Source organism: Streptomyces sp. NPDC014894 (assembly GCF_043080985.1).
Taxonomy (GTDB): domain Bacteria; phylum Actinomycetota; class Actinomycetes; order Streptomycetales; family Streptomycetaceae; genus Streptomyces.
In genome coordinates, this window is record NZ_JBIBWD010000004.1 from 14,302 (window position 1) to 39,450 (window position 25,149).

Sequence of the window (25,149 nt, forward strand, 5' to 3'; positions counted from 1 at the left end):
GCGGCGCTCCGGCCGTCCCGGCCGGCCGTCACTCCTCGGTCCTGAGCCGGTCGTCCCGGCCGGCCGTCACTCCTCGGTCCTGAGCCGGTCGTCCCGGCCGGTCGTCACTCCTCGGCGGCGAGCCAGTCGTCGATCCCCGCCAGCAGCCCGGCGCGGAGGTCCGCGGGCGCCGCCGACCCGCGCACCGACTGCCGCGCCAGCTCCGCCAGCTCGGCGTCCGTGAAGGCGTGGTGCCGCCGGGCGAACTCGTACTGGGCCGCCAGCCGCGATCCGAAGAGCAGCGGGTCGTCCGCGCCGAGCGCCATCGGCACCCCGGCCTCGAAGAGCGTCCGCAGGGGCACGTCCCCGGGCTTCTCGTACACCCCCAGCGCCACATTCGACGCCGGGCACACCTCGCAGGTCACCTGCCGCTCGGCCAGCTTCCGCAGCAGCCGGGGGTCCTCGGCCGCCCGTACGCCGTGCCCGATCCGGGTGGCGCGCAGATCGTCCAGACAGTCCCGTACGGACGCGGGCCCGGACAGCTCGCCGCCGTGCGGGGCCGCGAGCAGCCCGCCGTCGCGGGCGATGGCGAAGGCGCGGTCGAAGTCCCGCGCCATGCCCCGGCGCTCGTCGTTGGAGAGCCCGAAGCCGACGATGCCGCGGTCCGCGTACCGGACGGCGAGCCGGGCGAGGGTCCTGGCGTCCAGCGGATGCTTCATCCGATTCGCCGCCACCAGCAGCCGCATCCCGAGCCCGGTCTCCCGCGAGGCGCTCTCCACGGCGTCCAGGATGATCTCCAGCGCGGGGATCAGACCGCCGAGCATGGGCGCGTACGAGGTGGGGTCGACCTGGATCTCCAGCCAGCCGGAGCCGTCCCGGAGATCCTCCTCGGCGGCCTCCCGGACCAGCCGCCGGATGTCGTCGGGGGTGCGCAGACAGGAGCGGGCGATGTCGTAGAGCCGCTGGAAGCGGAACCAGCCCCGCTCGTCGGTGGCGCGCAGCCGGGGCGGCTCGCCGCCGGTCAGCGCGTCGGGGAGATGGACGCCGTACTTGTCGGCCAGCTCCAGCAGGGTGGTGGGCCGCATCGACCCGGTGAAGTGCAGATGCAGATGCGCTTTGGGAAGCCGGCTGACGTCTCGTACATGCTCCATCCCAAGATCCTGCCGTACGACCGGGCCCGGAGGTAACCCGATTCCCGGATCGGGTCCCGGCCCGAACACAGGAACGGCCCCGGCCGGGGGATTCCCGGCGGGGGCCGTTCGAGGCTTCGCGGCGAGCGGATCAGACGGTCGCCTCGGCCAGCAGCTTCTGGATCCGGGACACGCCCTCCACCAGGTCCTCGTCGCCCAGCGCGTAGGACAGCCGCAGATAGCCGGGGGTGCCGAAGGCCTCGCCCGGGACGACGGCGACCTCGACCTCCTCCAGGATCAGCGCGGCCAGCTCCACGGACGACTTCGGACGCCGGCCCCGGATCTCCTTGCCCAGGAGCGCCTTCACCGAGGGGTACACATAGAACGCGCCCTCCGGCTCGGGGCAGACCACGCCGTCGATCTCGCCGAGCATCCGGACGATCGTCCGGCGGCGGCGGTCGAACGCCTCCCGCATGGCGGCCACCGCGTCCAGGTTCCCGGAGACCGCGGCCAGCGCCGCGACCTGGGCGACGTTGGAGACATTGGAGGTGGCGTGCGACTGGAGGTTCGTCGCGGCCTTCACCACGTCCTTCGGGCCGACGATCCACCCGACGCGCCAGCCGGTCATCGCGTACGTCTTCGCGACCCCGTTGACCACGACGCACTTGTCGCGCAGCTCGGGGACGACGGCCGGGAGCGAGGTGAAGACGGCGTCGCCGTAGACCAGGTGCTCGTAGATCTCATCGGTGAGCACCCACAGGCCGTGCTCCAGGGCCCAGCGGCCGATCGCCTCGGTGTCCTCACGGCTGTAGACCGCGCCGGTCGGGTTGGACGGGGAGACGAAGAGCACCACCTTCGTACGCTCCGTGCGCGCCGCCTCCAGCTGCTCGACCGAGACCCGGTAGCCGGTCGTCTCGTCGGCGGTCACCTCGACCGGGACGCCGCCCGCGAGCCGGATCGACTCGGGGTAGGTGGTCCAGTAGGGAGCGGGGACGATCACCTCGTCGCCCGGGTCCAGGATCGCCGCGAACGCCTCGTAGATCGCCTGCTTCCCGCCGTTGGTGACGAGCACCTGGGCGGGGTCGACGGCGTAGCCGGAGTCGCGCAGGGTCTTCTCGGCGATGGCCTTCTTCAGCTCCGGGAGGCCGCCGGCCGGGGTGTAGCGGTGGTACTTCGGGTTGCGGCAGGCCTCGATCGCGGCCTCGACGATGTAGTCCGGCGTCGGGAAGTCGGGCTCACCCGCGCCGAAGCCGATCACCGGACGCCCGGCGGCCTTGAGGGCCTTGGCCTTGGCGTCGACGGCGAGGGTCGCGGACTCGGAGATCGCACCGACGCGGGCGGAGACCCGGCGCTCGGTCGGAGGGGTTGCAGCGCTCATACGGTCCATCGTCCCAGACGCCCCGGTCCGGCGGCACAGGTGTTTCGACTCCCGGACACCGGCCCGGACGGTACGCGGCCGGGCGGCCGGGGCCGGGGCCGTCCGGCCGCCCGGGCGGCGTCTCCCGGCAGGTCCGGACGGCCCCCCGGGGCGGGCCTTCCGCAGGCCCGGCGGGCGGCGGACAAGAACCGCTCGGGAGCCGTCTGTTCGACGCCGGGCCTGCGAGCACGTACACTCACCTGTCGTTGGCCCGCATCAACCACATCCTCGGATGCGGTAGGTTGGGGAAGCCACAAAGGGTCGTAGCTCAATTGGTAGAGCACTGGTCTCCAAAACCAGCGGTTGGGGGTTCAAGTCCCTCCGGCCCTGCTACACACACCTTCGCCAGGCGTGTGCGCATGTACGTAGATTCAAATGAACCGCCGTGCGGCTCCACCGGGCGCGGCACGGCCACGACCCGGAATCAGGTGAAAGAACGTGACGGACGCCGTGGGCTCCATCGACACGCCTGATGCCGAGGACGAGACGCCTCAGAAGTCTCGCAGGGGCGGCAAGCGCGGAAAGAAGGGCCCATTCGGGCGTCTCGCGCTCTTCTACCGGCAGATTGTCGCCGAGCTGCGCAAGGTCGTCTGGCCCACGCGCAACCAGCTGACGACCTACACCACCGTGGTGATTGTTTTCGTCGTCATCATGATCGGTCTGGTGACCGTGATGGACTATGGATTCCAGGAAGCCGTCAAGTACGTCTTCGGCTGATCCCGCGGAGGGTGTCGGCCTGAGGCGCATCTGCTCGGCGGCAGCCTTTCGCATGTTCCACCCATCTGTATCCAGAAAGAAGCAGCCACCGTGTCTGACCCGAACCTGAACGAGGCCGTTGAGCCCGGCGACGAGAGCTTCGAGTCCGCCGAGTCCGCCGAGGACGAGCTCGACATCGTTGAGGCGGCCGACGAAGACCAGGCGGAAGCTGCTGACGCCGAGGCCGGGGATCCGGCCGAGGAAGCCGCGCTGCACATCGACGACGACACCGAGGCCCTGATCGAGGTCGACGCCGAGGGTGTCGCCGAGGTCGTCGGTGACGCCTCCGACGAGTCCGACGAAGAGTCCGACGAGTCCGACGAGGACACTGAGTCCGACGATGACGAGGACGCCGCCGAGGAGGTCGTCGAGGCCGAGGCCCCGGTCGACCCGATCGCCGCGCTCCGCGACGAGCTGCGCACGCTGCCCGGCGAGTGGTACGTCATCCACACCTACGCCGGGTACGAGAAGCGCGTGAAGGCCAACCTGGAGCAGCGCGCCGTCTCGCTCAACGTCGAGGAGTTCATCTACCAGGCCGAAGTGCCCGAGGAAGAGATCGTCCAGATCAAGAACGGCGAGCGCAAGAACGTCCGCCAGAACAAGCTTCCCGGCTACGTCCTGGTCCGTATGGACCTCACCAACGAGTCCTGGGGCGTCGTGCGCAACACGCCCGGCGTCACCGGCTTCGTCGGCAACGCCTACGACCCGTACCCGCTGACCCTGGACGAGATCGTCAAGATGCTCGCCCCGGAGGCCGAGGAGAAGGCCGCCCGCGAGGCCGCCGAGGCCAAGGGCGAGCCCGCTCCGGCCCGCAAGGTCGAGGTCCAGGTGCTGGACTTCGAGGTCGGCGACTCGGTCACCGTCACCGACGGCCCCTTCGCCACCCTCCAGGCGACCATCAACGAGATCAACGCGGACTCGAAGAAGGTCAAGGGCCTGGTCGAGATCTTCGGCCGGGAGACCCCGGTCGAGCTGAGCTTCGACCAGATCCAGAAGAACTAGTTCCCGGCGGCATCCGCCGGAACGCGAAGAATCCGACCAGGTCAGAACGGCCCCTCACGGGCGTTCTGACCTGTCGGTTTTTAACCGGACACCCATACCCGTTATCGTTGTGCGGTATGCCTCCATCCGGATGACCGGGTGGAGTGCTGAAAACTCTCACTAGGACCCGGAGAGAGCAATGCCTCCCAAGAAGAAGAAGGTCACGGGGCTTATCAAGCTCCAGATCAATGCCGGCGCGGCCAACCCGGCCCCGCCGGTCGGCCCCGCGCTGGGTCAGCACGGCGTCAACATCATGGAGTTCTGCAAGGCCTACAACGCCGCGACCGAGTCGCAGCGTGGCATGGTCGTGCCGGTGGAGATCACGGTCTACGACGACCGTTCCTTCACCTTCGTCACGAAGACTCCGCCGGCCGCCAAGCTGATCCTCAAGGCCGCTGGTGTGGACAAGGGCTCCGGCGAGCCGCACAAGACGAAGGTCGCGAAGCTCACCCGCGACCAGGTCCGCGACATCGCCACCACCAAGATGCCCGACCTGAACGCCAACGACCTGGACGCCGCCGAGAAGATCATCGCCGGCACCGCCCGTTCCATGGGCATCACGGTCGAGGGCTGACAGTCCCCGTCTGACCTCTGTGGCAGGACCACGCGCTGGTCCGCACCACAACTCCACACCTGAACCACCAGGAGAAGCAGTGAAGCGCAGCAAGAATCTCCGCGCTGCGGACGCCAAGATCGACCGGGACCGCAACTACGCCCCGCTCGAGGCCGTCCGTCTCGCGAAGGAGACCGCCTCCACCAAGTTCGACGGCACCGTCGAGGTCGCCTTCCGTCTGGGCGTTGACCCGCGTAAGGCCGACCAGATGGTCCGTGGCACCGTGAACCTTCCGCACGGCACCGGTAAGACCGCCCGGGTCCTGGTCTTCGCGACCGGTGACCGTGCCGAGGCCGCGCGTGCCGCGGGCGCCGACATCGTCGGCGCCGACGAGCTGATCGACGAGGTGTCGAAGGGCCGTCTGGACTTCGACGCCGTCGTCGCCACCCCGGACCTCATGGGCAAGGTCGGCCGCCTCGGCCGCGTCCTCGGCCCGCGTGGTCTGATGCCGAACCCGAAGACCGGCACCGTCACCCCCGATGTCACCAAGGCTGTGACCGACATCAAGGGCGGCAAGATCGAGTTCCGCGTCGACAAGCACTCGAACCTGCACTTCATCATCGGCAAGGTCTCCTTCGACGAGACGAAGCTGGTCGAGAACTACGGCGCCGCGCTGGAGGAGATCCTCCGTCTGAAGCCGTCCGCCGCGAAGGGCCGCTACATCAAGAAGGCGACCCTCACCACGACGGTGGGCCCCGGCATCCCGCTGGACTCCAACCGCACCCGCAACCTGCTGGTCGAGGAGGACCCGGCCTCCGTCTGATCCTGACGGCGGCCGCTGGTCCCTCCGCCCGGCGGAGCGAACGCAGTGCCTTGTCCGGCCCCCGCGTCTCTCACGAGACCGCGGGGGCCGGATTTTTCTGTTCCCGGGCTGTCAGTGGCGTGGGATACCGTCCATCTGTTCGTAAAGGATGAAAAAAGAGCCAAGGGGCGGGTCATGAGCAAGACCGTGTGGAAGCGCGCCGGACTCCCGGCGGCGGCGATGGCCGTGGTCGTCGCGGTCGCGGGCTGCGGCACCGAGTCGGGCGCGCGGGAGCGCACGGTGACACAGGCCCTCACCGCGTCGTACAAGGAGACCGAGAAGGCCGGCACGGCCAAGGTCGCGCTGGAGATCGCGTTCAAGAACGGTCCGAAGGGCGACAACGGGACCGCGAAGATCTCCGGCGTCCAGGGCTGGGACCCCACCCTGATGGACCTCACCATGACCGGCGGCGGCGAGCTGTTCGGCGGCGGGGCCGGCGGCCCGGAGAAGATGACCATGAAGTGGGTCGACAAGACCCTCTACATGGACATGGGCGCCGAGGCGGCCAAGGGCATGGACGGCAAGCGCTGGATGAAGATGGACCTCGGCGCGATGGCCGAGATGTCCGGCGAGAGCGGTGACCAGGAGCTTCAGAAGCAGCTCACCGGCGGCCTGGACTCGATGAACCAGGACCCGGCCCAGCAGACGGCCCTCCTCCTGGAGTCGCCGAACATCGAGCGCGTCGGCGAGAAGAAGATCGACGGCGTCGCGACGCAGCACTACCGGGGCAGCCTCACGGTCGAGGAGATGCTCAAGGCCGACAAGACCACGGACCTCCTCGGCGAGAAGGAGCGCGAGGAGCTGCTCGACGGTATGAAGGCGTCCGGCGTCGAGAAGTACGACACCCAGCTGTGGATCAACGAGGACGATCTCCCGGTCCGGATCGAGGTCTCGCTGAAGACCGCCGCCGGAGACATGGACATGACCTCGACCTACTCCGACTACGGAGTGAAGGTTCAGGTCGAGGCCCCGCCCGCCGGCCAGACCGCGGATCTGATGGAGATGTTCAAGGACCTCGGGAAGGCCGTGGAGGAGTCCGCGCCCGGCGAGGAGCCCGCGACCGGGGACGGAGCCGGGGACGAGCCCGGAGCCGGGGACGAGCCCGCGACGGACGCGGGCGACACCCCGGTCAGCGCCGAGCTGGAGAAGGAGCTCAAGGAGCTGGAGAAGCTGGGCGTCGAGAAGGACCCGAGCATCGAGAAGGAGCTGAAGGAGCTGAAGCAGGCCGAGAAGGATCTGCAGAAGGCCGAGGCGGAGCTGAAGGAGCTGGAAGGCTCCACCGCCACCGGCTGACGCTCCTGAGCGCCCCTGACGCCGCCGGGGGCCGCGGGCAGCCCCAGGCCCCCGGCCCCGGTTGTGCGGATTTGCCTCGGCGCGATCCGCTCGCGTACTCTTCCGGAGAAGCCAAAGACCGCTGGTCGTTGCCGCGTGCTCGTAAGAGGGTGCGGCGGCCGAAGGATCCGCTGATGACGGACGACCCGCGTAGGTGACTGTGGATAGTTCCCGGACATTTTTCGGTTGAGCTGTGCCCCGTGCGCCTGCGCTCGGGGCGTTTTGTTTTTTGAGGTGTCTCCTTCGGGTCCGCGCGGTCCTCATCACCCGGAAGGAGGCCGACGCTCATGGCAAGGCCCGACAAGGCTGCCGCGGTGGCCGAGCTGACGGACCAGTTCCGCAGCTCGAACGCCGCCGTGCTGACCGAGTACCGGGGTCTCACCGTGGCTCAGCTCAAGGAGCTGCGCCGTTCGCTCGGTGAGAACGCCCAGTACGCCGTGGTGAAGAACACGCTGACCAAGATTGCGGCCAACGAGGCCGGGATCAACTCGCTCGACGACCTGTTCACCGGTCCGACGGCGGTTGCCTTCGTCACCGGTGACCCGGTGGTGTCGGCGAAGGGTCTTCGTGACTTCGCCAAGGACAACCCGAACCTGATCATCAAGGGCGGTGTCCTTGACGGCAAGGCGCTGTCCGCCGATGAGATCAAGAAGCTTGCGGACCTCGAGTCCCGCGAGGTTCTGCTCGCCAAGCTGGCGGGCGCCATGAAGGGCAAGCAGTCCCAGGCTGCCGCGCTCTTCCAGGCGCTTCCCTCGAAGTTCGTCCGCACCGCGGAGGCGCTTCGTGCCAAGCAGGCCGAGCAGGGCGGTGCCGAGTAATTCGGCTCGCGCATTGATCGGCGCCCCGTGAGGCGGCGCTGATCGCAGCGGGCCGTACGCCCGCCGACACATACACCCGGCACACGCCGAATTAGTGGAAGGATCGCCCATCATGGCGAAGCTCACCCAGGACGAGCTGCTTGCCCAGTTCGAGGACATGACCCTCATTGACCTCGCCGGCTTCGTGAAGGCGTTCGAGGAGAAGTTCGACGTCACCGCCGCCGCCCCGGTCGCCGTCGCCGCCGCCGGTGGCGCTGCCGCCGCCGCCGAGGCCGTCGAGGAGCAGGACGAGTTCGACGTCATCCTCACCGCCGCCGGTGACAAGAAGATCCAGGTCATCAAGGTCGTGCGCGAGCTGACCTCCCTGGGCCTCAAGGAGGCCAAGGACCTCGTGGACGGCGCCCCGAAGCCCGTCCTCGAGAAGGTCGCCAAGGACGCCGCCGAGAAGGCCGCCGAGTCCCTCAAGGGCGCCGGCGCCTCCGTCGAGGTCAAGTGACCTCCTGAGTCACCCTGTGACTCTCCGGGCCTCTCAGAGGCCCCCTGAGGGTCCCGAGAAGGGCTGAAAAGCATCCTTCCAGGGACCCCGGTGCGGCCGCTCAGGGCTCAACCGAAGGGCGATCACCCATCCGGGTGGTCGCCTTTCGGCGTTGAGCGAGGGCTGCGTTGCACTTCCCCGGGCGGGGAGTATGGTGATCATCGCCGTGCGCATCAGGCCCAGGTCAGCCCCTGGTCAGTGACGATCCCAGCAGCCGGTACGGGGCGGGGGGCCTTGACGAACCGCACGCAGCGCGCAATTCTCAGGACGCGTCGTCACAACGATCCGGATCCGAGGCATGGATCGACGGCCGAACGGGCAGTATCGAGGTGCGCCTCATGGCGCGGGGTAGCGCGGAGTTGAGAACAACGAGGGTCATCAGAACCCGCACTGGACATCAGTGTGCCAAGTGGCTACACTGACCCTTTGCGCTGCCTGTTAGCTGCCCCCTGCCCGTCACCAGGGGCATCCCCTCGCATCAGCACAGTGGATTGATCCATCCCTGACCTGGGATTTCTCTCCCTGTGCCTGGCTTGGGACCGGTACGCGCGTAGTGAGTCCGAGCCCTCGGAAGGACCCCCTCTTGGCCGCCTCGCGCAACGCCTCGACCGCGAATACGAACAACGGCGCCAGCACTGCCCCGCTGCGCATCTCCTTTGCAAAGATCAAGGAGCCTCTTGAGGTTCCGAACCTCCTCGCGCTCCAGACCGAGAGCTTCGACTGGCTGCTCGGCAATGCCGCGTGGAAGGCTCGGGTCGAGGCGGCTCTGGAGAGTGGACAGGACGTCCCCACCAAGTCCGGTCTGGAGGAGATCTTCGAGGAGATCTCCCCGATCGAGGACTTCAGCGGGTCGATGTCCCTGACCTTCCGGGACCACCGCTTCGAGCCTCCCAAGAACTCGATCGACGAGTGCAAGGAGCGCGACTTCACCTTCGCCGCGCCCCTCTTCGTCACGGCCGAGTTCACCAACAACGAGACCGGCGAGATCAAGTCCCAGACGGTCTTCATGGGCGACTTCCCGCTCATGACCAACAAGGGCACCTTCGTCATCAACGGCACCGAGCGTGTCGTCGTGTCGCAGCTGGTCCGCTCGCCGGGTGTCTACTTCGACTCCTCCATCGACAAGACGTCCGACAAGGACATCTACACGGCCAAGATCATCCCCTCCCGGGGCGCCTGGCTGGAGATGGAGATCGACAAGCGCGACATGGTCGGTGTCCGCATCGACCGCAAGCGCAAGCAGTCCGTCACCGTGCTGCTCAAGGCTCTCGGCTGGACCACCGAGCAGATCCTCGAGGAGTTCGGCGAGTACGAGTCGATGCGCGCCACCCTGGAGAAGGACCACACCCAGGGCCAGGACGACGCGCTGCTCGACATCTACCGCAAGCTCCGCCCGGGCGAGCCGCCGACCCGCGAGGCCGCTCAGACGCTGCTCGAGAACCTCTACTTCAACCCGAAGCGCTACGACCTCGCGAAGGTCGGCCGCTACAAGGTGAACAAGAAGCTCGGCGCCGATGAGCCGCTGGACGCCGGGGTGCTCACCACCGACGACGTCATCGCCACGATCAAGTACCTGGTCAAGCTGCACGCCGGCGAGACCGAGACGGTCGGCGAGTCCGGCACGCAGATCGTCGTCGAGACCGACGACATCGACCACTTCGGCAACCGCCGTCTGCGCAATGTCGGCGAGCTGATCCAGAACCAGGTCCGTACGGGTCTCGCCCGTATGGAGCGGGTCGTGCGCGAGCGCATGACCACCCAGGACGTCGAGGCGATCACGCCGCAGACCCTGATCAACATCCGGCCGGTCGTCGCCTCCATCAAGGAGTTCTTCGGCACCAGCCAGCTGTCGCAGTTCATGGACCAGAACAACCCGCTGTCGGGTCTCACCCACAAGCGCCGTCTGTCGGCGCTCGGCCCGGGTGGCCTCTCGCGTGAGCGGGCCGGCTTCGAGGTCCGTGACGTGCACCCCTCGCACTACGGCCGCATGTGCCCGATCGAGACGCCCGAAGGCCCGAACATCGGTCTGATCGGCTCGCTCGCCTCCTACGGCCGGGTCAACGCGTTCGGCTTCGTCGAGACCCCGTACCGCAAGGTCGTGGACGGCCAGGTCACCGACGACGTCGACTACCTGACCGCCGACGAGGAGGACCGCTTCGTCATCGCCCAGGCGAACGCGATCGTCTCCGACGAGATGCGCTTCACCGAGCCCCGCGTGCTGGTCCGCCGCCGCGGCGGCGAGGTCGACTACGTGCCGCCGGCCGAGGTCGACTACATGGACGTCTCGCCGCGCCAGATGGTGTCGGTCGCGACCGCCATGATCCCCTTCCTGGAGCACGACGACGCCAACCGCGCCCTGATGGGCGCGAACATGATGCGTCAGGCCGTTCCGCTGATCACGGCGGAGTCGCCGCTGGTCGGCACCGGCATGGAGTACCGCTGCGCGGTCGACGCCGGCGACGTCATCAAGGCGGAGAAGGACGGTGTGGTCCAGGAGGTCTCCGCGGACTACATCACCGTCGCCAACGACGACGGCACGTACACCACCTACCGGGTGGCCAAGTTCTCCCGTTCCAACCAGGGAACCTCGGTCAACCAGAAGGTCATCGTCTCCGAGGGCGACCGGGTCGTCGAGTCCCAGGTCCTCGCCGACGGCCCCGCCACCGAGCAGGGCGAGATGGCGCTCGGCAAGAACCTGCTCGTGGCGTTCATGCCCTGGGAGGGTCACAACTACGAGGACGCGATCATCCTGTCGCAGCGCCTCGTGCAGGACGACGTCCTCTCCTCGATCCACATCGAGGAGCACGAGGTCGACGCCCGTGACACCAAGCTCGGCCCCGAGGAGATCACCCGGGACATCCCGAACGTCTCCGAGGAGGTCCTCGCCGACCTCGACGAGCGCGGCATCATCCGCATCGGCGCCGAGGTCGTCGCCGGCGACATCCTGGTCGGCAAGGTCACGCCCAAGGGCGAGACCGAGCTGACCCCGGAGGAGCGCCTGCTCCGCGCGATCTTCGGCGAGAAGGCCCGTGAGGTCCGTGACACCTCGCTGAAGGTGCCCCACGGCGAGATCGGCAAGGTCATCGGCGTCCGCGTCTTCGACCGCGAGGAGGGCGACGAGCTGCCGCCCGGCGTGAACCAGCTGGTCCGCGTCTACGTCGCCCAGAAGCGCAAGATCACCGACGGTGACAAGCTCGCCGGCCGTCACGGCAACAAGGGCGTCATCTCCAAGATCCTGCCGATCGAGGACATGCCGTTCCTGGAGGACGGCACCCCGGTCGACATCATCCTCAACCCGCTCGGCGTCCCGTCCCGGATGAACCCGGGACAGGTCCTCGAGATCCACCTCGGCTGGCTCGCCAGCCAGGGCTGGAAGGTCGAGGGCAACGAGGAGTGGATGGAGCGGCTGAAGGCGATCGGGGCCGACGACGTCGCCCCCGGCACCAATGTCGCGACCCCGGTCTTCGACGGCGCCCGCGAGGACGAGATCTCCGGTCTCTTCGAGTCCACGATCCCCAACCGCGACGGCGACCGCATGGTCCTCCCGTCCGGCAAGGCGAGGATGTTCGACGGCCGCTCCGGCGAGCCGTTCCCGGACCCGATCTCCATCGGGTACATGTACATCCTCAAGCTCCACCACCTGGTCGACGACAAGCTCCACGCCCGTTCGACCGGCCCGTACTCGATGATCACCCAGCAGCCGCTGGGCGGTAAGGCCCAGTTCGGCGGCCAGCGATTCGGTGAGATGGAGGTGTGGGCGCTGGAGGCTTATGGCGCCGCGTACGCCCTCCAGGAGCTGCTGACCATCAAGTCCGACGACGTCACCGGCCGCGTGAAGGTCTACGAGGCCATCGTCAAGGGCGAGAACATCCCCGAGCCCGGCATCCCCGAGTCCTTCAAGGTGCTCATCAAGGAGATGCAGTCCCTGTGCCTCAACGTGGAGGTGCTGTCCTCGGACGGCATGTCCATCGAGATGCGCGACACCGACGAGGACGTCTTCCGCGCTGCGGAAGAGCTCGGCATCGACCTGTCCCGGCGCGAGCCGAGCAGCGTCGAAGAGGTCTGACGGGTCCGGCCGGGATCACCTCCAGGTGATCCCGGCCGCTGCCCCGGACCCCGTACAGACCACCTTGAGACACAACCCTGAGAGGGATTGACGCATAGTGCTCGACGTCAACTTCTTCGACGAGCTTCGGATCGGCCTGGCCACCGCTGACGACATTCGCCAGTGGTCCCACGGCGAGGTCAAGAAGCCCGAGACGATCAACTACCGCACGCTCAAGCCCGAGAAGGACGGACTCTTCTGCGAGAAGATCTTCGGCCCGACCCGGGACTGGGAGTGCTACTGCGGCAAGTACAAGCGTGTCCGCTTCAAGGGCATCATCTGTGAGCGCTGTGGCGTCGAAGTCACCCGCGCCAAGGTGCGCCGTGAGCGGATGGGCCACATTGAGCTGGCCGCCCCCGTCACCCACATCTGGTACTTCAAGGGCGTGCCGTCGCGCCTCGGATACCTGCTGGACCTCGCGCCGAAGGACCTCGAGAAGGTCATCTACTTCGCCGCGTACATGATCACGTTCGTCGACGAGGAGCGCCGCACCCGCGACCTGCCCTCGCTGGAGGCGCATGTCTCCGTCGAGCGCCAGCAGGTCGAGAACCGCCGCGACGCCGACCTCGAGGCCCGCGCCAAGAAGCTCGAGACCGACCTGGCCGAGCTGGAGGCCGAGGGCGCCAAGGCCGACGTCCGCCGCAAGGTGCGCGAAGGCGCCGAGCGCGAGATGAAGCAGCTGCGCGACCGCGCCCAGCGCGAGATCGACCGCCTCGACGAGGTGTGGAACCGCTTCAAGAACCTCAAGGTCCAGGACCTGGAGGGCGACGAGCTGCTCTACCGCGAGCTGCGCGACCGCTTCGGCACCTACTTCGACGGTTCGATGGGCGCCGCCGCGCTGCAGAAGCGCCTGGAGTCCTTCGACCTCGACGAGGAGGCCGAGCGCCTCCGCGAGATCATCCGTACCGGCAAGGGCCAGAAGAAGACCCGTGCGCTCAAGCGCCTCAAGGTCGTCTCCGCGTTCCTCCAGACCAGCAACAGCCCCAAGGGCATGGTGCTGGACTGCGTCCCGGTCATCCCGCCGGACCTGCGTCCGATGGTGCAGCTGGACGGCGGCCGCTTCGCGACCTCCGACCTGAACGACCTGTACCGCCGTGTGATCAACCGGAACAACCGCCTCAAGCGTCTTCTCGACCTCGGCGCCCCCGAGATCATCGTGAACAACGAGAAGCGGATGCTCCAGGAGGCCGTCGACGCGCTGTTCGACAACGGCCGCCGCGGCCGCCCGGTCACGGGCCCCGGCAACCGCCCGCTGAAGTCCCTGAGCGACATGCTCAAGGGCAAGCAGGGCCGTTTCCGTCAGAACCTCCTCGGCAAGCGAGTCGACTACTCGGCGCGTTCCGTCATCGTCGTCGGCCCGCAGCTGAAGCTGCACCAGTGCGGTCTGCCCAAGGCCATGGCGCTGGAGCTCTTCAAGCCGTTCGTGATGAAGCGCCTGGTCGACCTGAACCACGCGCAGAACATCAAGAGCGCCAAGCGGATGGTCGAGCGCGGCCGCACGGTCGTCTACGACGTCCTCGAAGAGGTCATCGCCGAGCACCCGGTGCTGCTGAACCGCGCGCCCACGCTGCACCGTCTCGGCATCCAGGCCTTCGAGCCCCAGCTGGTCGAGGGCAAGGCCATCCAGATCCACCCGCTCGTCTGCACCGCGTTCAACGCGGACTTCGACGGTGACCAGATGGCCGTCCACCTGCCGCTCTCCGCGGAGGCGCAGGCCGAGGCCCGCATCCTGATGCTGTCCTCGAACAACATCCTCAAGCCGGCCGACGGCCGTCCGGTCACCATGCCCACCCAGGACATGGTGCTCGGCCTCTTCTTCCTCACCACGGACGAGGAGGAGCGCGAGGTCAAGGGCGAGGGCCGGTCCTTCGGCTCCACCGCCGAGGCGATCATGGCGTTCGACGCCCGTGAGCTGTCCCTCCAGGCCAAGGTCGACATCCGCTTCCCGGTGGGCACCATCCCGCCGCGCGGCTGGACCCCGCCGGCCCGCGAAGAGGGCGAGCCGGAGTGGCAGCAGGGCGACAGCTTCCGCCTGCGCACCACCCTGGGCCGCGCGCTCTTCAACGAGCTGCTGCCCGAGGACTACCCCTTCGTCGACTACTCGGTCGGCAAGAAGCAGCTCTCGGAGATCGTCAACGACCTCGCCGAGCGCTACCCCAAGGTCATCGTGGCGGCGACGCTCGACAACCTGAAGGCGTCCGGCTTCTTCTGGGCCACTCGTTCCGGCGTCACCGTCGCCATCTCGGACGTTGTCGTCCCGGAGGCGAAGAAGGCCATCGTCGCTCTGTACGAGGCCAAGGACGAGAAGATCCAGAAGCAGTACGAGCGCGGCCTGATCACCAAGCAGGAGCGCACGAACGAGCTGATCGAGAACTGGACCCGCGCGACCAACGAGGTCGCCGAGGCGATGAACGCGAACTTCCCGAAGACCAACCCCATCTTCATGATGGTGGACTCGGGTGCTCGTGGAAACATGATGCAGATGCGTCAGATCGCCGGTATGCGTGGTCTGGTGTCCAACGCCAAGAACGAGACGATTCCCCGTCCCATCAAGGCGTCGTTCCGCGAGGGCCTGTCCGTGCTGGAGTACTTCATCTCCACCCACGGCGCCCGTAAGGGTCTGGCGGACACCGCCCTGCGTACCGCCGACTCGGGTTACCTCACCCGTCGTCTGGTGGACGTCTCGCAGGACGTCATCATCCGCGAGGAGGACTGCGGCACCGACCGCGGCCTCAAGCTGCGGATCGCCGAGAAGAGCGCCGAGGGCGTTCTGCGCAAGACGGACGACGTCGAGACCTCCGTGTACGCGCGGATGCTCGCCGAGGACGTCGTGGTGGACGGCAAGGTCATCGCCCCCGCCAATGTCGACCTCGGTGACGTGCTCATCGACGCGCTCGTCGCCGCGGGCGTCGAGGAGGTCAAGACCCGCTCGGTCCTGACCTGTGAGTCCGCGGTCGGCACCTGTGCGTACTGCTACGGCCGCTCGCTGGCCACCGGCAAGCTGGTCGACATCGGTGAGGCGGTCGGCATCATCGCCGCCCAGTCCATCGGTGAGCCCGGCACCCAGCTGACGATGCGTACCTTCCACACCGGTGGTGTGGCCGGTGACGACATCACCCAGGGTCTGCCGCGTGTCGTCGAGCTGTTCGAGGCGCGTACGCCCAAGGGTGTCGCCCCGATCTCGGAGGCGGCCGGCCGCGTCCGTATCGAGGAGACCGAGAAGACCAAGAAGATCGTCGTCACCCCCGACGACGGCAGCGACGAGACGGCCTTCCCGATCTCGAAGCGCGCCAAGGTCATGGTCCACGAGGGCGACCACGTCGAGGTGGGCCAGAAGCTCACCTACGGTGCGACCAACCCGCACGACGTGCTGCGCATCCTCGGCCAGCGGGCCGTCCAGGTCCACCTGGTCGGCGAAGTCCAGCGGGTCTACAACTCGCAGGGCGTGTCGATCCACGACAAGCACATCGAGATCATCATCCGGCAGATGCTGCGCCGTGTGACGATCATCGAGTCCGGCGACGCGGAGCTGCTGCCGGGCGAGCTGGTGGAGCGTTCGAAGTTCGAGACCGAGAACCGTCGTGTGGTCACCGAGGGCGGGCACCCCGCCTCCGGCCGTCCGCAGCTGATGGGTATCACCAAGGCCTCGCTCGCCACCGAGTCGTGGCTGTCGGCGGCGTCCTTCCAGGAGACCACCAGGGTCCTGACCGACGCGGCGATCAACGCCAAGTCGGACTCCCTGATCGGCCTCAAGGAGAACGTCATCATCGGTAAGCTCATCCCGGCCGGTACGGGTCTGTCCCGCTACCGCAACATCCGGGTGGAGCCCACCGAGGAGGCCAAGGCCGCGATGTACTCGGCCGTCGGCTACGACGACATCGACTACTCGCCGTTCGGCACCGGCTCCGGCCAGGCCGTTCCGCTGGAGGACTACGACTACGGTCCGTACAACCAGTAAGAGTGGTTTACGCCGAAGGGCGGTCACCCCGAAAGGGGCGGCCGCCCTTCGGCGTTTCCGCCCGGCCCCGGGCCCGCGTCGCGCGGCGGCCCGGGTTCGCGGTGGTGCGGCCGCCGGGGAGGGCGTTACCCTCAAGCTAATCGAACAAAGATTCGAAAGGTGGGGCGCACATGATCGGCAGTGCGCAGGAACGGCTGGCCGAGGTGGTCGCCGCCGCGGTGGAGGTCGCCGCCGAGGAAGGGGAGGCGGGGACCTACTCCGGCGCGGTCGCGCGCACCCTGACCTCCGTGGTGGGCAAGGTCGGCGCGCGGATCGCCGTGGACGCCGAGATCCGCGGATTCACCAGCGGCTGGCAGGAGGCGGTACGGGCCGACGGCGACGACGGGTCGCGGGCGCGACCCGGTGGGGAGGGCGGACGGTGAGACCGGGAGCGCGCAGACGGAGGAGGCGGTCACCCCGGGGCGGGGTGGCCGCCTCTTTCTCGTCGGGGCCGGCGCTCGAACCCGCTGGGGGCGCGGTCTCCGGGCCCGTCGGCGTAGGACGGATATCTGATGCGCGTGTTTCCCGTCCGCCCTCGCGCGGAGGGATCGAGACCCGCGATGCGCGGGCGCGCAACGTCGTCACCGCATGGGCGCGGCCATCGCGTCGAGACGGCCGGAGCCCGCTTCCCGGGGCGGCCCGCGCTCGGGGCCCGCGTACGCCGTGTGCGGCGCGCGGGGGATCGGGCGTCGTCCGCCGGGCCGGGCGCACCGGGCTCGCTCTCCGCAGGTCGGTACGGTCGCGACGCGTGCTCCCGCAGGGGCGGGCGCGGTGCGACGGCGGACGGGGATGCGGGCCGGGCGCGTACGGCCGCGGAGACTCCCGTACCCCGGCGGGAGGTGCTGGGGGCTCGCGCTCGCGTGTGTTGTTTGTGCGCTCGCAATGAGCTGTGCGCGTTTCTTCGCGGAATCAACACCGTGCGCGCGCGGAATCACGTGATTCTGTGCGCGCAAGCGCGATAGTCTGGGGTTCGTTTCGGAGGGAGGCGACCACCCCATGACCGCCAATGACCTGGATCAGTTCGCCGCCTGGATCGAAGAGCTGATCCGCCGCCGGGGCTTCGACATCGACAGCCCGCGCGGCGGCGGCAAGTCCCGGATCGCCGACGAGGCCGGAGTCCACCGGGCCGCCATCACCCGGCTGCTCCAGCGCCAGAGCATGCCCGATCTGGAGACCACCCGGCGTCTCGCCCATGTGCTGGAGGTGCCGGTGCGCGACATGCTCATCCGCTCCGGCCGGCTCACCGAGGAAGACCTCCCGCTTCCGGCGGAGACCGGGCCCGCCCCGGCCCCGGCCCCGGCGGGAGCCCGCCGGCTGACCCTGGAGGAGGCCGCCGCGGGACTGGGCGTCCCCGCCGACCAGCGGGAGCTGTTCATCAAGGTCGCGGGCCAGTTCCTGCCGCCCGCCCCGGCCCGCCGGGCCCCGCTCGCCAAGGACTGAGCGGGCGCGACGGCGCGCCCGCGTCCCGTTTTCCCCCACCAGTAAGCTGATCCAGCCCGCCCCCGCACCGACGCGGGCCTGTGCGCGCGCCCCGGCGGTCAGCGGCTTCGCCGGGGGCTGCCCTCCGCCGGGCGGGCGGGGTGGGCGTCGACGGGACGCGAACGAGAGATACGGATGGCCGAGGGCAACGCGACGGGACACGGCACACCAGCGGCACCACCGCCGCTGCCGGCCGTTCCCCCGGGCGATCTGCCGGGGCTGCTCGCCCTGCTCGGCCGGCTGCTGGAGAGCCACGCCCCCGCCGAGGTCGCCGTGCTGCTCCACGAGGAGATCGACCGTCGCGAGATCGCGGCGTACGCCGACGGCTGGGCCGACGCCGCCGCCGAGTACGGCCCGGCGCTGGAGGAGGCCCGGGCCGCCGCCCTCGCCCGGCCGCTCCGGCTCGTCGGCCGCACGCCCGGCCAGGCCGCCGTCATCCCCTTCCCCCGCGACGAGCAGGGGCTGCCGTACGAGGGGCGCGGCCGCGCCGAAGGGCCCGGCCAGGAGTCCGGCGAACCGCCCGCAGCGCCCGGGGGACAGGAGTCCCGCCGGGCCGCGGAGGCACGCGAGGAGCCCCGGCGGCCCCCGGCGGAGCCGCCGGACCCCGAGGCCCCGGCCCCCGCCCTCGTACCCAAGAACCGCAAGTCCAAGGTGCCCACGATCCCGAGGCTCCCCGGCGCCCGGCGCGCCCGGCGCGACACCTCCTCCGGCGCGGGCGAGCCGCCCGACGGGCACTCCCGCTAGCTCCCCGGGGGAGCCGCCGGCCGGCGCTCAGCGCCGCGACGGCGGCTGGAGGTACGGCTGGAGCCGGTGCAGCCGGGTGTGGTGGTCCGGGTGCGAGGAGAGCAGCTTGCTCAGCGCGCTGGGCTCCTGGAGCGGCATCCCGCCGTTGTACGCCCGCGCCACCATCGCCCGGTGCTGATCGGTCTGGTGCATCCGGTCGAGCACGGCGGCCAGCATCGGCGCGAAACCGAGCGCCGCCGCGTGCTGATCGGCCCGCAGCTCGGCCCGCCTGCTCACCGCCGCGAGGGCGTACGGCACGGCGAGGACGAGCAGCGGTAGCCCGTACAGCGTGCTGACCGTGGCGAAGGCGAAGGCCCCGAAGACCAGCAGCACGAAGCCGATGCCGAAGCAGGAGAAGATCCGGGACACCTTGTAGGCGACCCGGCCGAAGCCGCGCATCAGCCGCCAGGCGGTCCGGCCCGGCAGCGCGTACCAGTGGCCGAGCAGCGACGACCAGGCGTGGCCGCCGACATGGTGGCCCAGCTCATGGGCGAGCACGGCCGCCAGCTCGCCGTTCGGCAGATGATTCATCGCGAACCGGGTCACCCCGACGATATGGCCGGCCGCCGCGACCGCGTTCAGGTCGTCGCTGTCCTCCACCCACAGCTCGTAGTCACGCCCCTCCACACCCGCGCGCGCGGTGACCTCCCGCCACACGGGCTCCAGCCGGGCCCGCTCCTGCGGGGTCGGGTAGCGCAGCCCCAGCAGCCTGCGGGCGATCGCGCTCTCGGTCGGCCGGTGGAAGATGAACACCCCGCTGACCAGCCACGCCAGTATGAAGACCAACGCCAGATCGCCGAAGAGGAGCGAGACGAGGGCGACGACGAAGAGGCTGGCGAGGAAGTTGGGGACGTAGATCAGCAGATTCCCGACGGCGGTCGCGTCCGCGCCGCGCTGACGCGCGCTGAGATGTATCCGGCGCTGCTCGACGGAGATGTGGTGAGGGTGATCGGCGGGGCGCGCCTGGTGCGTCGGCCCGGAGCCCTGTCCCCCGACCGGGCCGGCCCCCGGCTCCGGGCCCGGGTGGGCCCGCGGCGGGGCGGGTGCGCCGGGGTACGGGGGCGCTTCGGCGGCCGGGCCGGGCGCCGGGTCCGTCGGGTGGGCCGGTCCGGGGTGGGCCCGCGGTGGCTGCGGGGCGCCGGGGTACGGGGGCGCTTGAGCCGTCTGCGCGTCCGGTGCCGGGGTCGTGGGTGTGGCGGGTGCGCCGGGGTACGGGGGCGGCTCGGCGGCCGGGCCGGGCGCCGGGTCCGTCGGGTGGGCCGGTCCGGAGTCCGTCGGTCGGGCCGGGCCCGGTGCCGGGCTCTCCGGGTGGGCCGGTGGCGGGCCCGACGGGTGGGTCGCTGCCGGACGGGGCTGTGCGGGGTCAGCCGGATGGGCCGGGCCGGGGCTCGTCGGGTACGCCGGGCCGGGGTACGGGGGCGGCTCGGCCGTCGGGCCGGGGGCGGGCGCAGGGCCCGTGGTCGGCGGCGGGGACGTCGGGGCGGCGGAAGCGCCCGGGTAGGCGGGCGGGTCCGCGGGGTGGGCCGGTACCGGCTCCGACGGGTGTGCGGGAGCGCCCGGGTACGGCGGGGCGGCCGGCTGGGGCGGGACCTGAACCGCCGGGTCGGTGGACGTCCGCGGGTCCTCGGGGCGGGTCGGCGGTTGGGCGGCCGGTGGATGGGTCATCGTGTCTTTCCTTCACGGGTGATGAACGTCAGCCGATGAGCAGGGACGCCGGGAGCAGCACGGTGCCGACGCAGAAGGCGATCAGCCCGGCGCGTATCCACTGGTGCTTGCGCGCGGCGATATGACTGGTCTCGGTGAGTGCCGCCGTGAGCCCGGCGGCCGGGGTCTGTTCCGTCGACGCGAGCGCCGCGGCCAGCTGTCCGGTTCTGGCCGCCTGCCGCACATCGCCGAAGTAGGTGAGCGGCTGTCCCGGCTGCCAGCGGGATCCGCCGTAGCGGGGGAGCACGGCGAGCAGCAGCGCGCTGAGGGCGAGGGCGAAGAAGCCGGCTCCGGTCCACCAGACGGCGGTGGCCGGTCCCGACAGCTCGCGGGGCGTCCAGTCCCGCCCGGCGAGGACTCCGCTGAACACGCCCGCCGTCATGCCGAGCGCCGCCACCAGGACGGACGCCTTGCTGTCGGCGCGGGCGATCTCGGTCCGCAGCTCGTTGAGGAGACGTTCCGCCGGGGTGGGTTCGAGAGGGGCGGGCCGGGGCGGGGCGGCCGGGGCCGGGTCGGTGGTGGTCATCCGGCCGTCTCCTCCCGGGCGCTGTCGGCGGCCGGGCCGGGCTCCGGGCCCTCGGCGCCGGGCTGCGGCTGTGACTGCGGCTGGGGCTGGGCCGCGACCGGGCCGGGCGTCGGCGAGCTGCCGTAGCCGGGCGGGGGCTGCCACCCGGGGATCGTGCCCGGACCCTGGGCGGGGGCCGCCTGCGGTCCGCCCGGGTGGGCGGAGGGCAGGACGTCACCCGGTGCGTACGAGGGCGGGGGCGGCGGCGCGCCGGGCGTCCCGTACGCCTCCCGTCCCGCGCCGGGCACTCCGTACGCCTCCCCGCCGGACGCGGCCCGCGCCGCCGTCCCCGCCGTCCCCGCCGTACCGGAATCCGTCCCCGCCCCGGCCCCGGACGCCGTACCGGACGCCGTACCGGACGCCGTACCGGACGCCGTACCGGAATCCGTCCCCGGCCCAGGGACGGCCCCAGGGACGGCCCCAGGGACAGGCGGGTGGCCGGGAGCGTGGGCGGGCCGGGCCGGAGCGGGGTCCCACTCCGGCCGCGCGGGCTCCGGCGCCGTCCGCCCCGGATGCGCGGACCCGGCCGCCGCGCCGGACCACGGGGCCTGCCCTGCGGGCCGGTCGGATTCGGCGGCGGGCTGCCCCGGCTCCGCGGGGCCCGGGACGGACTGGGGCGCGGGAGCGTCCGGAGCCCCCTCCGGAAGGGGCGGCGGCGCCTGCTCCACACCCGGGAGGCGCTGGTTGAGGATGTCGCTCATCGCCCGCAGCGCCAGCTTCTTGGGCTCCTCCAGCTCGTAGTTCTCCGCGCCGTCGCCGCTCAGCAGCTGCCGCACCAGATCCATCTGCGACTGGATCAGCCGCAGCTGGTCCTCCCGCATGTTGTTCATCACCAGCCGGGAGTCCTCCGGATGCCGCGCCAGATGCAGCGCCCACTGATGCACCCCGCCCTGCTGAAGATGCCACTGATAGAAGTCGATCTTCTCGGCCTCGATCTTCTGCAGCTCGATCTCCTGCCGGCCCCGCAGCATCGCCTGCTCATGCGCCCACCGCTGCTGCTGAAGGGCCAGCTCCTGCTGCGCCCGGCCGTACTCGGAGGCCCGGCCGAGCTGCAGCTCGTCCTGCTGCCGGGCCCGCCGGTCGAAGGCGACGTCGTACTCCATGCCCCGTTCGGCGACCCGGATCTGCTCGGTCGCGGAGTGGTCGATGGCCTGGAGCCGCAGCTGGTGATCGATGTTCTCCTGGTCCCGGCGCAGCCGTACGGTGCAGGTGACCCGGAGTCCGGCGGCCGCGCCCAGCGGGCCCGTCGCGGCGATCCTGCGCAGCATCGTCTCCTCCGCCTCGGCGCTCCGCGCGATGGCGAACTCCCGGGTCACCGGCCGGGCGGCGCGCTGGAGATCGCCCACCAGCAGGGCGGGCACATCGCGGTGACCGCTCTTCACGAACAGCGCGGGATCGGCCACCTGCCAGGACAGATCGACCTCGGCGGTGAACTCGAAGGCGTCGTTGTCGCTGGGCAGCCCCAGCTCGGCGCTGAAGGGGTGGACGCCCATGTCCACCTCGTACACCGAGGTGTAGCGCTTGGCCGCGACCTCCGAGCGCGAGGGCCGCAGCGGCGGCAGGAACGCGTCGTACGCGCCCTTCGGGCTGGTGAAGACCAGTGCGTGGTCGATACGGGTGAGCGCCCTGCGGGAGAACTCGAAGCGCGACAGCTGCCGCACGGTGAGCACCGGGTCGAACAGGGGGGTGTGCCGGTCTGCCGGTTGCTGCCACTCGGGCTGGCGGCGGAAGTCGGCCATGTCGCGATGTCTCCTCGGGAGCGGTCCCGGCCGGGACGGACGTACGGACGTTCGGTTGTGCGGGTGTGCGGAGGGACGGGTCAGTGGGGCCTCGGCAGAACGGTGAGCAGCCGGGCGGCGACCGGCGGCGGGTCCGCGCCGTCCGCGCCGGGCACGGTCCGCAGCAGATGGGCCAGCCGCTGGGCCTCCGGTACGCCGGTGACCAGCGCGGGCAGCAGTGCGGCCAGCGCCCATTCGGCGGCCTCGGAGCGGTCGGCGGTGAGCACCCATTCGCGCATCCGGTCCAGCGCGAGACGGGTGAAGTGCCGGTCGCCGAGCGCGGCCCGCCAGAGCGCGGCGATGTCGGCGGCGATCCGGGTGTGCTCGGGGGCCCGGGCGTACCGGGCGAGCAGCAGGGGCGTTCCGTACCGTTCGGCGTCCTCGGTGCGGCGGCACGCGCCGAGGAAGCCGCCGAGGGTGAGGTCGTGCACGGCCGCGTCGTCGTCGACGGTGCGCCGCAGCTCGGAGAGGATCTCCTCGTCCGCGTCGGACAGCAGCAGCAGGGCGACCGATTCGCCCAGCTCGCCGGCCATCAGCGGGTCGGGGTTCTGGCCGTCCGCCGCGCCGGCGTAGAGATTGCGGGCGGCTCCGCGCAGGGCGGCGAGCGTCTGCGCGGGGTGCTCGGGCCCGATCAGGGCGTAGGTCCGGACCGCGACCCAGCACAGGCCGAGGTCGCCGGAGTGGCACCACTGGTCGAGGATGCGCGGGACGTTGGGCGTGCCCAGGGTGTGGGTGAGGGCGAGCGCGTTCGCCGCGACCAGCTTCTGCCGGTAGCGGTCCGAGAGCGCCCAGGGCTCGATGATCAGCGCCATGGCGGAGGGCAGATCGGTGCGGGCGAGGATCGCCACGGTGGAGGCGGCCCGGGTGCGCACCAGCGGGCGGCCGTCGTCGGCGAGCTGCCGCAGCCAGCTGACCAGGGCGGGGCGGGCCGAGGGGTGTCCCGTCCACAGCTCGCCGAGCAGGATCAGCGCGGCCCGGTCGTCCTGGTAGGCGGCCTTGGACTGGCTGACCGGGCCCCACTCGGTGTGCTCGTCCTCCTCGTACCGCTCGGCGCGCGCGAGGTGCAGCCGTTTGCCGATATGGGTGCCGAAGACGGGGACGACGGGCGCGGCGGACGGGTTCTCGGTCTTCAGGAGGTACGCGTACAGCAGATCGCTCAGCTCGGCGGTCAGCGCGTACGGTCCGCCGTCGAAGGCGGCGAGGGCCACCAGGAAGGCCTTGTCGCGCAGGGGGATCGAGGTCTCGTCCTCCTCGAACCACTCCTGGACCTGGGCCTTGAGCACGGTCCCGGAGAAGCCCGCGACCTCCTCGGCGGTGGCCTCGCCGCGCGCGTGCCGGGCGAGCACCTCGGCGAAGGCGGCGACCTCGCGCGGCTGGTGGCGGAGGGCGAGGAAGGCGTCGGCGGCCGGGAGCGCCAGCATCCGGGCGGCGGTGTCGTCGTCGGCGAGCGCCCGCAGATGGGCGCCGAGCAGCTGGGCGGCCGGGGGCGGCCGCCACTCGGCGGCGGCGACGCCGTCCAGGGCGGCGGCGGGCCCCACGGTGATCACCAGATAGGCGTTCTCCTCGGTGAGCCGGTCGCGGGCGGCCAGCAGATGGGTCTCGCGCAGCGGCCGGTCCCGGCGGGTGACCAGGTCGCAGAGCAGATGTCCGCCGGCCGTCGGCGCCCCCGCTCCCGGCCCGCCCGCGTGCGCCCCCGGCTCGCCGGCGCGCGGGCCGTCGTCCTCGCCGGGGCGCGCGCCGCCGATCCGGGCGAGATCGGCGGGGGCGGTGTCCTTGGCCAGGGCGCGTACGGGGGTGACGCCGAGGCGGCGCAGCAGCATCAGGGCGGCGGTGCGCCGGCCGGAGAAGTCGGGGCCGGTCAGCACCAGGACGCGTTCGTCGCGGAGCCGTTCCAGCAGCCGGCCGAAGTGGTCGTCGTCGGCGGTGAAGAAGGCGGCCAGCCGGTCCAGCGTGGACCGGGGCACGACGCCGGAGGCCTGGGCCGACGCGGAGCCGCCGATCCGGTAGTGGATCTCGGTCTTGCCGCCCATGAAGACGTCTCCGGCGACCTGTCCGCCGGAGACGCCGTGCTGGTCGCCGCCGACGAGGCCGCCGCCGAACCGGGCGGAGCCGCCGACCCGCATGTTCCTGGGGCTGTGGCCCTGGAGGTCGCGCAGCGCCGACCAGGCGTCCTGCGGCTGATCGGGCCGGTCGCCGTCCTCGCCGCCGCCGTCCGCCTCGCCGTCGGAGCCGGTCTCCCGGGCGTCGTCGTCGCGGGCCTGGCCCCTGCCGCCGTCGGCCGGGGCCGGTCCGGCGCCCGGCGGGGGCCCGGCCAT

Annotated in this window: 18 protein-coding genes and 1 tRNA gene; 13 read left to right on the forward strand and 6 right to left on the reverse strand. The window is 70.7% G+C overall.

Annotated features, from left to right (window positions below; translation table 11 throughout):
• Positions 1–104: 104 nt before the first annotated feature.
• Together ACF089_RS11020 and ACF089_RS11025 are read right to left on the reverse strand one after the other, a co-directional pair.
• Complete coding sequence (locus ACF089_RS11020) at positions 105–1,130, reverse strand: adenosine deaminase (protein WP_392024835.1); 1,026 nt, start codon at positions 1,128–1,130, stop codon at positions 105–107.
• A 130-nt stretch (positions 1,131–1,260) separates the two neighbouring features.
• Positions 1,261–2,487, reverse strand: coding sequence for a pyridoxal phosphate-dependent aminotransferase (locus tag ACF089_RS11025; RefSeq protein ID WP_392024838.1), 1,227 nt, complete (start codon positions 2,485–2,487; stop codon positions 1,261–1,263).
• 296 nt (positions 2,488–2,783) lie between these two features.
• Here ACF089_RS11025 and ACF089_RS11030 point away from each other — a divergent pair.
• The 13 genes from ACF089_RS11030 (at position 2,784) to ACF089_RS11090 (ending at position 18,748) form a co-directional block, all read left to right on the forward strand.
• Positions 2,784–2,856 (forward strand) — tRNA-Trp (locus ACF089_RS11030).
• 108 nt (positions 2,857–2,964) lie between these two features.
• On the forward strand, positions 2,965–3,243 hold the full coding sequence (gene secE / locus ACF089_RS11035) for a preprotein translocase subunit SecE (RefSeq protein ID WP_392024840.1): 279 nt from the start codon (positions 2,965–2,967) through the stop codon (positions 3,241–3,243).
• A gap of 90 nt (positions 3,244–3,333) precedes the next feature.
• Entirely contained in the window at positions 3,334–4,284 is a 951-nt protein-coding gene (gene nusG, locus ACF089_RS11040) for a transcription termination/antitermination protein NusG (RefSeq protein WP_392024843.1), read from the forward strand.
• A 178-nt stretch (positions 4,285–4,462) separates the two neighbouring features.
• A complete protein-coding gene (rplK, locus tag ACF089_RS11045; RefSeq protein ID WP_190121723.1) occupies positions 4,463–4,897 on the forward strand; it encodes a 50S ribosomal protein L11 in 435 nt (144 codons plus the stop codon).
• A gap of 79 nt (positions 4,898–4,976) precedes the next feature.
• On the forward strand, positions 4,977–5,699 hold the full coding sequence (gene rplA / locus ACF089_RS11050; RefSeq protein ID WP_392024846.1) for a 50S ribosomal protein L1: 723 nt from the start codon (positions 4,977–4,979) through the stop codon (positions 5,697–5,699).
• Positions 5,700–5,873: 174 nt separating this feature from the next.
• The gene (locus tag ACF089_RS11055; RefSeq protein WP_392024849.1) at positions 5,874–7,031 is read left to right on the forward strand and encodes a hypothetical protein; all 1,158 of its coding nucleotides are present in this window, start codon (positions 5,874–5,876) and stop codon (positions 7,029–7,031) included.
• A gap of 326 nt (positions 7,032–7,357) precedes the next feature.
• Positions 7,358–7,888: a 50S ribosomal protein L10 gene (gene rplJ, locus ACF089_RS11060; protein WP_392024851.1), complete on the forward strand. Its 531-nt coding sequence runs from the start codon at positions 7,358–7,360 to the stop codon at positions 7,886–7,888.
• A 112-nt stretch (positions 7,889–8,000) separates the two neighbouring features.
• On the forward strand, positions 8,001–8,384 hold the full coding sequence (gene rplL, locus ACF089_RS11065; protein WP_190121720.1) for a 50S ribosomal protein L7/L12: 384 nt from the start codon (positions 8,001–8,003) through the stop codon (positions 8,382–8,384).
• 622 nt (positions 8,385–9,006) lie between these two features.
• The gene (gene rpoB / locus ACF089_RS11070) at positions 9,007–12,489 is read left to right on the forward strand and encodes a DNA-directed RNA polymerase subunit beta (RefSeq protein ID WP_392024855.1); all 3,483 of its coding nucleotides are present in this window, start codon (positions 9,007–9,009) and stop codon (positions 12,487–12,489) included.
• A gap of 97 nt (positions 12,490–12,586) precedes the next feature.
• Entirely contained in the window at positions 12,587–16,486 is a 3,900-nt protein-coding gene (locus tag ACF089_RS11075) for a DNA-directed RNA polymerase subunit beta' (protein WP_392024858.1), read from the forward strand.
• 170 nt (positions 16,487–16,656) lie between these two features.
• Complete coding sequence (locus ACF089_RS11080) at positions 16,657–16,908, forward strand: hypothetical protein (protein ID WP_392024860.1); 252 nt, start codon at positions 16,657–16,659, stop codon at positions 16,906–16,908.
• 613 nt (positions 16,909–17,521) lie between these two features.
• Positions 17,522–17,965, forward strand: coding sequence for a helix-turn-helix domain-containing protein (locus ACF089_RS11085; protein WP_392024863.1), 444 nt, complete (start codon positions 17,522–17,524; stop codon positions 17,963–17,965).
• A 174-nt stretch (positions 17,966–18,139) separates the two neighbouring features.
• Entirely contained in the window at positions 18,140–18,748 is a 609-nt protein-coding gene (locus ACF089_RS11090; RefSeq protein ID WP_392024866.1) for a hypothetical protein, read from the forward strand.
• A 27-nt stretch (positions 18,749–18,775) separates the two neighbouring features.
• On the opposite strand, the gene ACF089_RS11095 is transcribed toward ACF089_RS11090, so the two are convergent.
• From ACF089_RS11095 to ACF089_RS11110, 4 genes are all read right to left on the reverse strand, one after another.
• Positions 18,776–19,573 (reverse strand): M48 family metalloprotease, encoded by a 798-nt coding sequence (locus ACF089_RS11095; RefSeq protein WP_392024869.1) that lies wholly within the window; start codon positions 19,571–19,573, stop codon positions 18,776–18,778.
• A 907-nt stretch (positions 19,574–20,480) separates the two neighbouring features.
• A complete protein-coding gene (locus ACF089_RS11100; RefSeq protein WP_392024872.1) occupies positions 20,481–21,017 on the reverse strand; it encodes a Pycsar system effector family protein in 537 nt (178 codons plus the stop codon).
• Positions 21,014–22,795 carry a hypothetical protein gene (locus ACF089_RS11105; protein ID WP_392024875.1) on the reverse strand — a complete coding sequence of 594 codons (1,782 nt, stop codon included), beginning with the start codon at positions 22,793–22,795 and terminating at the stop codon, positions 21,014–21,016. The genes ACF089_RS11100 and ACF089_RS11105 overlap by 4 nt, the downstream gene beginning before the upstream one ends.
• 80 nt (positions 22,796–22,875) lie before the next feature.
• Positions 22,876–25,149, reverse strand: a complete 2,274-nt coding sequence (locus tag ACF089_RS11110; RefSeq protein ID WP_392025695.1) for a hypothetical protein — start codon at positions 25,147–25,149, stop codon at positions 22,876–22,878.